This window comes from Streptomyces sp. NPDC102402 (genome assembly GCF_044765765.1).
Taxonomy (GTDB): Bacteria; Actinomycetota; Actinomycetes; order Streptomycetales; family Streptomycetaceae; genus Streptomyces.
The window spans coordinates 1-13,347 of record NZ_JBIWKR010000004.1 but is presented as its reverse complement, the minus strand read 5'-3'; the positions used below and the strand labels follow the sequence as shown (position 1 = coordinate 13,347).

At 68.8% G+C, this 13,347-nt stretch carries 10 protein-coding genes and 3 pseudogenes; 10 read left to right on the top strand and 3 right to left on the bottom strand.

The window, feature by feature from the left end; translation table 11 throughout:
* Positions 1 to 86 precede the first annotated feature (86 nt).
* Positions 87 to 992, top strand: a complete 906-nt coding sequence (locus ACIRJR_RS13835; protein ID WP_403778785.1) for an alpha/beta hydrolase family protein — start codon at positions 87 to 89, stop codon at positions 990 to 992.
* A gap of 306 nt (positions 993 to 1,298) precedes the next feature.
* Positions 1,299 to 1,469, top strand: a pseudogene (locus ACIRJR_RS13830) (IS30 family transposase); the annotation flags it as partial.
* 597 nt (positions 1,470 to 2,066) lie between these two features.
* Here the strand turns inward: ACIRJR_RS13830 and ACIRJR_RS13825 are convergent.
* On the bottom strand, positions 2,067 to 3,230 hold the full coding sequence (locus tag ACIRJR_RS13825; RefSeq protein ID WP_403778782.1) for a serine hydrolase domain-containing protein: 1,164 nt from the start codon (positions 3,228 to 3,230) through the stop codon (positions 2,067 to 2,069).
* 219 nt (positions 3,231 to 3,449) lie between these two features.
* On the opposite strand from ACIRJR_RS13825, the gene ACIRJR_RS13820 reads away from it, so the two are divergent.
* On the top strand, positions 3,450 to 4,226 hold the full coding sequence (locus ACIRJR_RS13820) for a MerR family transcriptional regulator (protein WP_403778779.1): 777 nt from the start codon (positions 3,450 to 3,452) through the stop codon (positions 4,224 to 4,226).
* 272 nt (positions 4,227 to 4,498) lie between these two features.
* On the opposite strand, the gene ACIRJR_RS13815 is transcribed toward ACIRJR_RS13820, so the two are convergent.
* Positions 4,499 to 5,068, bottom strand: coding sequence for a hypothetical protein (locus tag ACIRJR_RS13815; RefSeq protein WP_403778776.1), 570 nt, complete (start codon positions 5,066 to 5,068; stop codon positions 4,499 to 4,501).
* Between the two features lie 339 nt (positions 5,069 to 5,407).
* On the opposite strand from ACIRJR_RS13815, the pseudogene ACIRJR_RS13810 reads away from it, so the two are divergent.
* The 6 genes and pseudogenes from ACIRJR_RS13810 to ACIRJR_RS13785 all read left to right on the top strand — a co-directional run.
* Positions 5,408 to 5,806 (top strand): annotated as a pseudogene (locus ACIRJR_RS13810) (HNH endonuclease); the annotation flags it as partial.
* Between the two features lie 159 nt (positions 5,807 to 5,965).
* Complete coding sequence (locus ACIRJR_RS13805) at positions 5,966 to 7,105, top strand: tyrosine-type recombinase/integrase (protein WP_403778773.1); 1,140 nt, start codon at positions 5,966 to 5,968, stop codon at positions 7,103 to 7,105.
* Positions 7,102 to 7,437 (top strand): helix-turn-helix domain-containing protein, encoded by a 336-nt coding sequence (locus ACIRJR_RS13800; RefSeq protein WP_403778770.1) that lies wholly within the window; start codon positions 7,102 to 7,104, stop codon positions 7,435 to 7,437. Before ACIRJR_RS13805 ends, ACIRJR_RS13800 begins: the two co-directional genes overlap by 4 nt.
* A gap of 1,257 nt (positions 7,438 to 8,694) precedes the next feature.
* Positions 8,695 to 9,498, top strand: coding sequence for a hypothetical protein (locus ACIRJR_RS13795; RefSeq protein ID WP_403778767.1), 804 nt, complete (start codon positions 8,695 to 8,697; stop codon positions 9,496 to 9,498).
* A gap of 9 nt (positions 9,499 to 9,507) precedes the next feature.
* Positions 9,508 to 10,929, top strand: a complete 1,422-nt coding sequence (locus tag ACIRJR_RS13790) for a hypothetical protein (protein ID WP_403778764.1) — start codon at positions 9,508 to 9,510, stop codon at positions 10,927 to 10,929.
* Positions 10,930 to 10,944: 15 nt separating this feature from the next.
* Positions 10,945 to 11,232: pseudogene (locus tag ACIRJR_RS13785) on the top strand (HNH endonuclease); the annotation flags it as partial.
* A 25-nt stretch (positions 11,233 to 11,257) separates the two neighbouring features.
* Here ACIRJR_RS13785 and ACIRJR_RS13780 read toward each other — a convergent pair.
* The gene (locus ACIRJR_RS13780; RefSeq protein ID WP_403778761.1) at positions 11,258 to 11,584 is read right to left on the bottom strand and encodes a hypothetical protein; all 327 of its coding nucleotides are present in this window, start codon (positions 11,582 to 11,584) and stop codon (positions 11,258 to 11,260) included.
* 102 nt (positions 11,585 to 11,686) lie between these two features.
* Here ACIRJR_RS13780 and ACIRJR_RS13775 point away from each other — a divergent pair, with 102 nt between their 5' ends.
* A complete protein-coding gene (locus ACIRJR_RS13775) occupies positions 11,687 to 12,073 on the top strand; it encodes a hypothetical protein (RefSeq protein ID WP_403778758.1) in 387 nt (128 codons plus the stop codon).
* Positions 12,074 to 13,347 lie beyond the last annotated feature (1,274 nt).

The window sequence follows — 13,347 nt, the reverse complement described above, 5'->3', positions numbered from 1 at the left end:
ATGGGATGCCCGACGGCGCTGCGACAGAGGCCACGGCCGGCTCAGAACTCGCTTGGATGCCACCGGCCTATGCCGAGCCCGGCCGCTTGAGCGAGCACGGGGTCACCGTCGGCACCGGCCCACTCGCGGTGTCAGGCACGGTGAGCGTCCCCCGCGGGCAGGCTCCCGGCCCCGGCGTGGTGCTGCTCGCCGGTGGTGGACCGTTCGACCGCGACGAGACCAGCGGGCCGAACAAACCGCTCAAGGACCTGGCCTGGGGGCTCGCCAGCCGCGGGGCAACGGTGCTGCGCTTTGACAAGGCGACCTACGCACACCCCGAGGCTGCCGCGGCATCGAACCTGACGATGACGCAGGAATACGTGCCGCATGCCGTCGACGCGGTCGGCCTGCTGCGTAGCCACCGCTCGGTGGACCCCGAGCGGGTCTTCGTCCTCGGCCACAGCATGGGTGGCAAGGTCGCCCCCGCCGTCGCCGTCGCCGCACCCACGGTGGCGGGCCTGGTGATCATGGCCGGTGACACGCAGCCTATGCACCACGCCGCTGTCCGCGTCGTCAGCTACCTCGCCACCGTGCTCCCCGACCAGGTCCCACCCGCGGTCATCGAGACCTTCCAGCGGCAGGCTGCCCTGGTCGACAGTGCGGAGCTCACGCCTTCGACCCCCGCAGCGGATCTGCCGTTCGGCCTGTCCGCGCCGTACTGGCTCGAACTGCGTGACTACGACCCGGTCGCGATCGCAGCCAAACTCAGCAAGCCGATGCTCATCCTCCAAGGAGGACGCGACTACCAGGTCACCGTCGCCAACGACCTCGTGCGATGGCGGACGGGCCTGGCCGGCCGCCCGGAAGCCGACATCCGGGTCTACGGAGCCGACAACCACCTGTTCTTCCCCGGCGCAGGACCATCCACCCCCGCCGAATACGGCACTCCACAGCACGTCGACCCCGCCGTCATCGCCGACATCGCCCATTGGCTCAATCACGGCCGGAGATGAGCGTTCGCGCCGCCTGTGCGCCAGTGGTGTGCGGAGGCGATGCCCTGAACTCGGCGACAAGGTCACCTCGGCGCGGAGGGACCGGTGACCAGGCCGACGGCTAGACCGCGGGCAGCCCTGCTCCGGCTGCGAGACCCCCACCTCCGGCGCCCCGACGACGGCTACCGTGGCGATACGACCACTGGAGGATCTAATGCTTGGGTTCTAACGATCCTCGCAACACCCGCGATCTGTGGGAGTTGCGAGGGCCGTGGTCGTTGGACGCGATGATGTTGCGAGGCTGAGGGAGCGTTTCCTTGCCCGGCTCTCTACTTCTGCGACCCCGCCTCGCCCTGGCAGCGCGGCTCGAGCGAGAACACGAACGAGCTGCTGCGGCAGTACTTCCCGAAGGGCACCGACCTGAGCGTCCACAGTCCCGAAGACCTTGAACACGTCGCCCAGGAACTCAACGGCCGCCCACGCAAGACGCTCGGCTAGGATACCCCAGCCGAGCGTCCACGTGATCTACTCACCACCTAGAACAGACGGTGCTGCGACGCCCCCTTAAACCCAAGATCGGTGAGAGCCTCCTGCTGCGTCACGGCAGGCCCGACGGCCATCCAGGCCCGGTATGGGCGGCCGCTTGCCATCGAGGCGGCGTCATTCGCCGTCACCTGCAACGCACTCTCCATCGTCCTGGTCACCTGCCCCTGACCCTCACTACGGGCCCTGCCGTCCCGCACACCCTTGTGCCGCCACACCCGGCCGGCTTCAAGCCCGGCGGGTGCGGCAGTCCACCGGTTCGAGCCGGGCGCCAGCCGGTCCATGTGACAGAGGGCTGCCCAGCCAGTCGGCTGGGCAGCCCTCCGGCGGGAAGAGCGTGATCAGTTCGCCCGGACCCTGCCGTGGCCGACCGAGCCAGTACCCGGGTGGAAGGCGGACAATCAGCTGAACCGCGACCAAGGAAGTGCTGCGAGAGCACTTCGCGGGAAGCCGCGAGCGACGGAGCACCCGCCGGCGCCCAGCTCCCAACTCCACGAATGCCAATGGGCGCCAATCAGAATGCCGCGTCACGAACCTCTGTGGGGAGAACACCTAGTCCATCGGCTGCGTCGGCTCGGCCACCTCGTCAGCCGAGCCGGCCTGTTCGCCGCCGAACACCTCATTGACGAGCCTCTCCATCGCCTTCAGGAACGCCCCGGCCAGGGACATCGAGGCGTCGTCCACATAGTTGAGCGAGGCGGTGAGAGTCTTGCTGCCGTCGGTCGTGCTGTACATCAGCGCCGCGTGGCCCGCGGTGCCGCCGTTGTGGAAGAGGAGGGTGCCGCCGTTGGGGCCCGTGTCCTGCACGCGCAGCCCCAGGCCGAAGCCGCTCTTGGGATGCGGCGTGCGCATCTCGGCCAGCAGCCCGGCCGGCAGGAGCTTGCCGCCCGCCAGTGCGGAGATGAAGGTGTGGAGGTCCTGGGTGGTGGAGATCATGTCTCCGCCGGCGGAGATCCAGGAGGGGTTCTGGCGGGTGATGTCGACCGTCTTCTGCTGCCCGGCTTCCTCGTACCGGTAGTAGGCATGGGCGTGCGGCTCGGGGATCTCCGGCGAGGTGTACGGCGTCACGGTGTCCGACATTCCGAGCGGCCCCAGGATCCGCTCCTGCGTCTCCTCGGCACACGAGCGGCCGGTGACCTTCTCGATCAGCAGCCTGGCCAGAACGTAGTTGGTGTTGGAGTAGCTCCAGTCCGTCCCCGGCTCGAATCGGGCCGGCTTGGACAACGCCAGCCGTACCAGCTCTTCCGGCGGGTAGGTCTTGAACCGGTTGTCCACCCACTCCTGGCCCGAGATGGTGGAGGGGATCCCTGCTACGACCGCCCCGTCCTCGAAGAGCTCGCCGGTGAAGTTGAACACCCCGCTGGTGTGCTGCAACAGCATCCGCACCGTTATCCGCTGATCAAGCCCGAACTCGGGGAGGTAGTCGGCCGCCGCAGTGTCCAGTTCGATCTTGCCTTCGGCCACCAGTTGCAGCACCAGGGTCGCGGTGAAGGTCTTGGTGTTGCTACCGATCCGGACGTACCCGTTGACCGGCGGCTTGGCAACCTCGTCTAGCTCGGCCACCCCCGCACTGCCGACCCACTCGCCCCGCTCATCGTTCACGCGCAGCGACACCCCGGCAATACCGGAATCCACGATCTCCTGGATGGCCTTCTGCAGCTCCGGGCGATCCTGTCCGGCAGCGGAGTTCTCTGTGGTGTGGAGGGACTCGCTCATGGTCATTCCTCAATCTCGCGACAGTTGGCCTGGCGGCTACCGGCCCCTTCGAGGCGGCCTTGCGATGAGCGTGCACCCTGACCCAAGGTCAAGGTCAACCTCCATCGCGACCATGGGCTGACCGGCACCGGTCATTGCGCGCTACCCTCGCCCCTGTGATCGCCTGCAACCCGCCCCCCGAGACCGCGGCCGGCCACGATCTGGAGGTGTGCTGAACCGATGACGAACGGGCTCACGATCGGTCAGGCGGCGGCGTTCGTCAGCGTCACGATCAAGACGGTGCGGCACTATCACCGGCTCGGCCTGGTCGCCGAGCCGGACCGTGACGGTTCCGGCTACCGGCGGTACGGGTCGGCCGACCTGCTCCGGCTGATCCAGGTCAGGACCCTGGCCGGGGCCGGCGTACCGCTCGCCGAGATCGGCGACCTGCTCGACGCCGATCCCGAGCGGTTCGCCGCTGCCCTGGACGACGTCCATCGCCGACTCACCGAACGGATCGAGGACCTGACCGCACGCCGCGACACGCTGCACCGGCTCGACCACAGCGACCGGGCCCTGCTGCCCGACCGGGCCTGCGCGATCTTGGACCGACTCACCCAGCTCGGCTTCAGCACCGACTACATGGCCGTGCAACGCGAGGGACTGGTGCTGGCCCGGGCACTGATTCCGGAGATCTTCGACAGCTTCCTGACACACCTCGAGCACTCGCTCGGCGACCCCGAGTTCATCGCGCTGACCAAGCGCAGCTGGGACGCCAGATCCTGGGATCCCGACGACCCACGGATCGACGGGCTCGCCTCCGAGGTGGCCGCCAATCTGCTGACCAACCGTGCGCTGCAGACGATGCCGACCGGGTTTCAGAGCCAGTCAGACGCCGCCGCCCGGTACGGACTGGTCAACCACCACCGGGAAGACCAGGGGCCCTCCATCGCCCGGTTGAACGCCCTGGTCGAAAGGAACCTGCGCGCGGCCGGCATCCACATCCCTCATCAGTAACGCCCTCTCAGGAGAAAGCCGCGGCCGCAGACTGGACGTGTGCCTCCGATGCCGCCCTGCAACGCCGCGCGACCGCCGACCGCAACGCCCGGGTTCGGGCGCGAAGCCGAAGTCCGGGGTCTTCGTCGTAACGCGGTGGGCTCAGCCGTGGTGTCACCGCGCGGCGGGGCCTTCCTGCTGAACGGACCGCACCCGCCCTGGTCGGTGAGGGCCGGGGCGGGCGCGGTGTGGTGTCGGATGGGCGGCAGGTGGTGTGCGGCGCCGGTGCCGGGTTACGCGCGGTGGAGTTTCCAGTCCGCGACGTTCTGGGCCCGGTTGTAGTAGGCGTTGGTGCACACGTCGTACTTCCCGCCGGAAGGTCCGCCTCCGTTCGTCTCCAGGAAGCCGCCGTTGTCGCCGTAGGTGTTCCACAGGTGGATCACGTCGCCGGTGCGGACCTGCTGGTCACCGGGAGCGGACGCCTGGGCGAAAAGGCGCCAGCGGCCGGTGCCGGGGGCGCGGTCCTGGTCCTTGGACGTCGCGACGTTGTACTTGCCGCCGACGTTCTTCTGGTCGGCGCTCGCGTGCCCGTTGGTGTCGAGGTAGCCGCCGTCGCCGCCGTACAGGTTCCGCAGGTAGACCAGGTCCCCGCTGACCACGTTGACACCCACGGCCTTGCCGGCGGCGGAGAGGACCTCCCAGGTTCCCGTGCCCTGGCCCCGCGTGGGCGAGTCCGCTGTGGACACCGCGTACTTCGCCCCGCCGTCGGTGCTGTGGCCGTTGGTGTCCAGGTATCCGCCCGCCCAGCTGTTGTAGCCGTTCTGCAGGTGGACCTTGTCCCCGTACTTCAGCTCGTTCGCCACGCTTCTCCCTTGGTCGACGGAAGGCATGCGGACGGCTCCCGCCCCCGATGGCCAGGTCATTCCCTCCGCAGCGATCCGAGTGTCACAGGCCCTCCACCTGCCTTGACCTGCTCTGGAGGCCAAACCGCCCGGGCGGGGGGCGCGCAAAGCGCGACCGGCCTCACAAGCACCTTTGATGGAGCCGTCCTTGTTGAGCCGGAGCGCCCGCGGTTCTGATGTTTCGCGGGGCCCCGGCGAGTGGGACCGCGAATCGTTCCTGCGGTGAATGTCGACGCCCGTGCGGGTGAGAGATCGCTCCCGGGCAACCCGCAGGAGTGGCACGGCCGGTAGAACGCGGGGGTGATCAAGAACTTGTTGCGCGGCTTCGGCGCGCTCTCCCTCGCTCTCGTTCCGCTGGTCGTTTCCGCTCCGGCACAGGCCGCCCAGGCTCCTCAGGGCCTTCGGGCTGCTGAGGTGACCACGCTCGCCGACGCCGTCGGCCTGGTCACGGTCGTCGATGAGGACCGCACCGGGTAAACCCGTTCGTCCTTCAAGCACTGGAACTCCGGGGATCTGGCCGATGGGTGCAACACCCGTAACGAGGGCCTGCTCACGGAAGGGACCACGGCGCCGACCGTGGCTTCCGGGTGCAAGCTGACCGGCGGCAGCTGGCTGTCGTACTACGACGGCCAGGAGGTCACCGACCCCGGCGCCCTGGACATCCACCACATGGTTCCGCTCGCAGAGGCATGGGACTCCAAATAGGCGGAGTTGCTTCGGGTGCATCAAAGTGGGGCCAGCTGGGCACGGTCCTGACCTGGTCGAAGACCTGCGGGCAGTAGCTCGTTCAGGTGACGCCGAGGCGTCTGGCCTCGTGTGATGGACAGTAAAAGCCACGATGTTGCATCGAGTGCAACCGTGGGGGTGGCCGTGCGGACTATCGATGTGCCGGGTGCGATTCAGCTGGTCGTGCCAGGAAATGTGCGGGCGTTGGATCCGGGCCCGGCGATGTTCGGGGCGATGCTGCGGGGCTGGGAGCAACAGCAACAGAGCCGGCTGCTGGCCAGGAAGACGATCGATGACTGGCTGAGCCTGGTGCGCCGGTTCGCACTGTTCACCGCGACGTATCCATGGGAGTGGACGCCGGAGGACGTGGATGCCTACTTCTCGCACCAACTGTCGCTGGACCCGCCGTTGGCCCACTCCACGGTTCGCGGGCAGCAGGGCGACCTGCAGATGTTCTGCGCGTTTATCACTGACGGCCGCTACGGCTGGGCCAAGGCCTGCGAGGAGGCGTTCGGGCAGTTCCCGGTACAGGTCTGCCACGGCTGGAACACCGCCGACCACGTCGCCGAGTTCGAGGGCCGGCCCGGCCGGCGGGCGTTGACCTACGACGAGTTGCAGGCGCTCTTCGACGCCGCCGACGACCGGGTCGAGCAAAAGCGCAAGCGGCGCCGCAAGGGCGTGCTGGCCGCGTGGCGCGACGCGGTGATGCTCAAGCAGGTCTACGCGTACGGCACCAGGCGCCGTGAGACGTCAATGCTGGACCTGTCGGATCTGCGGCACAACCCGCGGGCGAAGGACTACGGCCGGTTCGGCGCACTGGAGGTGCGGTTCGGCAAGGCCTCTCGCGGCAGCCCGCCCAAGCGCCGGACAGTACTCACCGTGCCGGAGGCCGACTGGATCGTCTCGGTGCTTGAGGAGTGGGTGGACGAAGTCCGGCCCGGCTTCTCACCGGGCGGGCACCCAGCGCTGTGGGTGACCGAACGGTGTGGGCGGCTTGGAGTGCGGCGTCTGGACGAGGTGTTCACGATCGTCCGCGAGCACGCTGCCCTGCCGCCGGAGCTGGACCTGCACTGCCTACGGCACACGTACATCACGCACCTGATCGAGTTCGGCTACCCGGAGCGGTTCGTCCAGGAGCAGGTCGGCCACGCCTATGCGTCGACGACGGCGTTGTACACGTGGGTGTCGGACGAGTACCGCAACCGGCTGCTGGAGGAGTCGCTGCGGCGTCGGACGGAGCGCGCGGGTGGAAAGGGACTGGGGTCGCGGTGATGAAGAGGATGGGATTCGAGTGGAACCTGCGCCGGCTGATGGCCGGGCGGGACATGTACCAGACGACGGACCTGGTGCCGCTGCTCGCGGAGTACGGAGTTCACCTGTCGCGCGAGCAGGTGTTCCGGCTGGTCACGCAGCCACCGCAGCGGCTGTCGATGGACACGCTCGCCGCGCTGTGCGGGATCCTGGACTGCTCGCCAGCGGATCTCATCCAGATCCGGGAGGTCCGCCGGCAGGTCGCGAAACCTACAGCGTCGGGCGACACGGACGGTTCGGCCGTCGCCCCGCCAGCGAGGCGGGTGCACGTCCGGCGCCCGGACGGCCTGTGACCGGCCGGTCGGCCCCGCCACCGGAGTGGACGGAACTCGCCGGCCGCATCACCGCGTTCCTCCCCGAGCTACCGGCCCCGGAGGCGGCCCGGATCGTCGCCGGCATGACACCGGCCGCCCGGACCCGGATCCGCGACCACCTTCGCCTGCATCCCGATGCCCTGGTCAGCGGGGCCTCCGACGCGCCGCGTTCGACCCAGGCACTGATCACGTCCCTTGCGGGTGCCGGAATCACCGGGGTGAAGGCGCCGTCCTGCCTGCGCTGTGGACGTGTGCGGCCGCTGCGACGGGCGGTGCCGGGCGGGCGGGTCTGCCTCGGGTGCGAGGGCGTGCTCGCCGCCCGCGGCAACACCGGTCCCTGCTGCGTGTGCGGAGAGACCCGGCCCCGGCCCTCCAACCAGCGGTGCGCGAGCTGCCAGCGCGCCCACATCTCCGCCACCAGGTCGTGCTCGACGTGCGGCAAGCCAGCGGCCCTGGACCCGTGTACGAGTTGCCGACCGCGCCCACCCGCCCGGTGCGCGTTGTGCGAGACGAATGCTCCCGTCTGCGCGCGTTGGCCGCTCGGCCCGGTCTGCAAGCCCTGCTACCGCGAGGCCCGCACTCACCCCGGCACATGCCCGGTCTGCCAAAACGAGCGGGTGCTGATCGCCTTCACGGACGGCCGCCGCCGGGTCTGCGGCCCGTGCACGGGCCACGGCGACCCGTACGCGTGCCCGCGGTGCGCGAGCCCGCGTTCCTACACGGTCCGAGGGCTGTGCGACCGCTGCACCCTCCAGGACGAACTCGACGCCGTTCTCGGCCCGGCGGCCGAAGCACCGGACGGCCAGTACGCACGGATGCGCACGGCGCTCGCCGAGTGCGATCAACCGCGGACGGCGCTGAACTGGATCCGCAACTCCTACTCCGGCCGGCTCCTGGCCGGCCTCGCCTTCACCGGACGGCCGCTGACCCACGACGACCTGGAGACGCTGGCCCGCAGCGGGACACGCGGCGACGCACAGACCATCGACTACCTGCGCGAGGTCCTCGTCGCCTATCAGGCCCTGCCCGAACGCGACGAGCTTCCCGCCCGGATCGAGCGCCACCTTGCCCGGGTCGTGGAGCGCCGTCCCGAACACGCCCTGCTCCTTCGCCCCTACGTCCGCTGGTCACTGCTGCCCCGGGCGCGCAGGGCGCGCGCACCGTCGGGCCGGCCTCAAGCACCGCATTCGCTGGGCCTACACCCGGATCAACCTGGCCGCCGCGTTCCTTACCGCCATGCGGGAGCGGGGTCTGGCACTCGCCGACGTCACCCAGCACGAGGTCGATGCATGGCTCGCCAGCGGCCCCGGCACCCACTACGAGGTCCGCGACTTCGTGGTCTGGGCCGCCCGCCGCGGCCACAGCCGCGACCTGCTCGTCCCCCACCGCCCGAAGGCCGACCCCGAGGGCCTCGATGAGGACTCCCACTGGGAGCTCCTCCAGCAGTGCCTCACCGACACCGCGTTGCCCCTGGAGGTCCGCGCCGCCGGAACCGTCCTACTCCTGTTTGGCCAGCACGTCACCCGCATTGCCGCCTTGCCCGCCGACGCGCTGGCCACCGTCGACGGTCACACCGTCCTCATCCTGGACCGCACCCCCATCCGGCTGCCCGAACCCCTCGCCCTCCTTCTCACCAAGCTCACCCGGCAGGAGTTGCCCGGCGGCTGGGCCGCGAACATCCCACGCCGATGGCTCTTCCCCGGCACCCGGCCCGGCCGACACCTCTCGTCCACCGTTCTTGCCCGGCGCCTGACCGCTCACCACATCCCCGTTCGTCCGGCCCGCACCACCGCACTGGTCCAACTCGCCCAGGACCTGCCGCCCGCGATCCTCGCCCCCATGCTTGGCCTCCACGTCATCACTGCCCAGCAATGGCGCCGACGCGCCGCCACCGACTGGACCGCCTACCTTGAAGCCCGCCGAGGCGAGCCAGTCGGCCGACAGGCCACCCGGGAAGCAGATTCTCGCCGAGCCGCACTCGACGGAGGGCCACAGCAGAGCGAGGTTCCCGCACCAGGTGGTGTCAGTGACGTGCCCTAGCGTGTCCTCGTGAATGTAGATGATCTTCGGTGGCAGTTGAGCAACCACGGCGGTGTCCCGCCGCGGCTCGTGGACGAGATCCTCGAACGCGGCGGCCTGGAGGCCCTGGTGGAGGCGACACGGGTGCGCGAGGACTGGTTCTGCGTCGCGGGTGCGGTGCGGGGACTGTGCGCGGCAGGGGAGTTCGGGCAGGCCTGGGCGGTGGTGGAGCCCTTCGCAGCTACCGGATGGCAGCCGGCGGTGCGGACGGGCGCCGACGTCCTGTGGCGGTGGGGCCGCGTCGACCAGGCGCTGGAACTGGCACGCCCCGCGGAGCCGCAGGAGCATGCGTTCGACACTTGGCGGGACTACGCCGAGATGCTCGTGCGTGCTGGGCAACTGGACGATGCGATCGGTGTACTCGGCCCACACCTACGCGACCCGCGGGCGCTGGATGCCTTGGTGGAGATGACCGCCGGCCTCGGATGTGACGAGCGGGTGTTGGAGCTGCTGGATCCGATCGCCGAGGACTTCCGGCGTGACCCGGAGCAGGACGACCTCCGCGCCCTGTGGGCCGTCCTGCCCGCACAGGCCCGGGTCCTGGAGCGCGCAGGACGGACGGACCAGGCAATCCAGCTGCTCGGCGCGGACGTGGCCGCCCGCCGGTACGGGGTGCTGAACACCGTCGAGTTCTACGCTGAGCTGCTGGCCCGATGCGGCCGGATCGAGGAGCTCGGCAAGCTTGCCGACACCCACAGGCACTCCGCTGTACATCCATACGTGAGGGCCCTGGAGAGCCTGGGGCGAACCGAAGAGGCGGAGGCGTACCTACGCGGCCTGATCGCGGCCGGGCTTCCAGGCTGGTACGAGAGCATGCTGATGGAACTACTCATTCGCCAGGGCAGGTTCGACGACGCCATCAAGGCGGTAGAGCACACGTTCGACGACCTCTACGACAGCAACCTCCTCCAGGGGGCCCTGATCCTCCTTGCTGATCAGGCTCAACACGACAAGGCGATCGGACTCACGCAGGGACGCAGCCCCGAGTTCCTCGCGGAGAACGAGGCGTACTGGCTCCGCTCCAACCGGTGGTGGCTGATGGGAGAGGCGGGACGCGCCCGGGAAGCGATCGCGGAGATCGAGGCTCTACCGACCGATGAGGTCGAGGACCGCGAAGTGACCATCGCGTGGCTGCTCGCCCAGGACGCGCGCGTCGAGGAGGCCATCACCCTCCTGCACTCACTGCCCGGCAAAAGGGCCGCAACCGACCTGGCCGAACTGCTGATCCGCCAAGGTCGCTTCACGGAAGCCATTACCGCCATCCCCGATGTAGCCACCCAGCGGGAGGAGGAACGAGGACCCCGGGCAAAGCAGCACGAATCCGCCTCCCCCGACAACGGCCACGTGTACGACGACCCATGGGCAGCCCCGAATACCGCACCTCTGGAATGACGCTCCCCGCCAGTCGGTGCCTCGGCCTGGACCGCGGCCCGGCGTGAGGCGTACGCGAACGACCAGGGAGCGGCGACGTCGCTGGTCGCGGTGACCGCTCGCACGAACCGTCAGAAGTCGGATCAGGACCCGGCCGAGTGGATCCCGCCGGCGCCGGAGGCGCAGTGCCGGTACGTGGGGGAGTGGGTGTCCACCAAGCTCCGCTGGCAGCTGGCCGCCGATGCCGCGGAGCTCGAGGCGCTGAAGGCGTTCGCCGAGGGCCCCTGCGAGGACAGCATCGTCGCCTACACCCCCGCCCCGTAGCCAAGACTTGTGGATCGGCAGTTGCTCAGCTTCGATTTGATCGGAGCCTGGTGAGTCCTCCGGGCGCCGAGAGTTCGTCATTGAGGAGCTTGGCGGCGGTCGACGAGGTGACGAGCAGGAGTACCGACACGTCGGGGTGCTCGTCGTCGTAGAGATCGTCTTCCCCGTCGTCGCCGGGAATGGCGGTCGGCTGGACCTGGACGCGGGTCGTGTCGGCGAGGGTGGCCAGGAAGTAGACGCCGAGGTAGTCGCTCTCGCGTTCGGTGAAGGTCACGTCGAGTCGGTCGGTGAGCAGGCCGGCCAACTCCTTGGCTGTGTAGGAGTTCGTGCCGTAGGTGTCGGAGACGGTCATCTGGGCATTCTTCCTCAGGCTGCGTGGCTCTCGGTGCGTTCGACCAGGATGCTGTTCTCGAACCGGGCCCCGGCCCGGTCGAGTGGGACTAGGTGGGCTCCGGTGATCGCCCGCCAGCGGGTTTGGCCCCTGCTCGCCTACCGTATGGTCCACACCGCCAACAGCGCGGATGGCGATGCGGACCGGCGCGCCCGGCTGAGCACCCTGATCGACAGCCCCGTCTGGAGGCAGGGGCCCGTCTCCGAGGTCAGCGGCCGCCTGGTCGCTGCGACGCTCGCCGCCCTGACCTCCCCGCCCGCCGACGGCACCCCCGTGACCGGCCCCCGCGTCTTCCTGACCGCAGCCCCGCGCCCGCTCCACCACCACGACCACGGCGCCGAAGTGGGGAGCGGCTCCGGCCGTGCCGGCCGTGCCCACGCGCTGCCAGCAGTCCGCACCTGCCCGATGACAGCGATACGCCCGGTAACCGCCCGCCGCGCCTGGTCATGATCCACGCTGCGCGACTGTGGTTTCCGTGAACTGGGAGGGGCGGCGGCATCAGTTCTGACCGAGGGCAACGAATACGAGATGCGAAATCCGCATAGAGGTCTCAAGGTTCGCGAGCGGAGCTGAATTCTTCTTTCTTGCTGCACTGCTATTGGCTGAATTCGCATGGGAGAGTTTTTTTCCATGACCGGGAAGGCGATTGGACTGGTGAGCACGCCTGACTGTTTGTCAGGGTGTGTCTGGGGTTCAGGGTGGGAGGGGGGTGTCTGCTTTGAGGGGTTGGTGGGTGTGTAGTTCGTGGGTGTCTTTGCCTCGTCGGCCTCGGTATCGTCCGCGGTTGCTCAGCTGCTGCGGGAGAGTTGTGTGTGGTTTGCCGGGTAGGGGTGTGGGTGTGTTTTCTTTCGCGCGGGGCTGGGGCCGGGTGTTGGAGGATGTCTGGTCCGGCTGCAGCCTGGTTCGGCTGTAGGGGAGCGTGGAGGCCTGGCGGGCCTGGCTTGTCGGATGATCGTTGATGCGTTCCTGGCTGGTGGGTGTGACGGCTGAGACGGCGTCGTCTTGGACCACGCCGTGGGAGCCCGCCGGAGGGGCCTGCCGGCCCGGTGTTCCCACCTGTCTTCCCCGCAGGCCCTTCCCATTTTTCGATCCAGGCGACGCCCCTTGAGTCGAGGCGTACGTTCCGTCGCGGTCGGACAGCTCACGGCTGTTGAACCATCACACGCCGGCGGCGGTCTTCGCCCTTTGATTTTCTCGCCAGAAGGACGGACTGAAATCTACTGAGTGTCAATTATTTGTAGAGAGTGAATTTCCAGGTTGTGGGTCGGGGCATCTTTTTTGATGGGCTTTCAGGAATGATGGATAAGGCTCTGGTGGGGTTTCTCTGTCAGGGAGCCGGGTCGTGCTCGGCTCAAGCCGGCTGGATCCATGACCCAAAGTGGTCTAGTCCATGAGGTGGGGACGTGAGCCCGCGGGATCCCGACCGCCCGGACCACCCCGAGCCGTAGCCAGCCATTCGGCCGAAGGCCGAATCATCGGGCCGAAGGCCCGACTCCATCATCGAAGATGATGGACCACCAAGGACCGAAGGCCCCCAAAAAAGCGCGTAGCGCCCGTAGTTCAGACCCAAGAAGGGAAGGCCGAAGGCCGCCCCTTCGGGTCCGCTTCGACACCGAAGGTGACGAAGCCTCAGGGCCGAAGGCCCCACCAGGGGAGCGAAGCTCCCCGCAACCTGACGGCCCGTAGGGCCGTCGCGTCGTGTCTCCGGAGGAGACCGCGCGCAC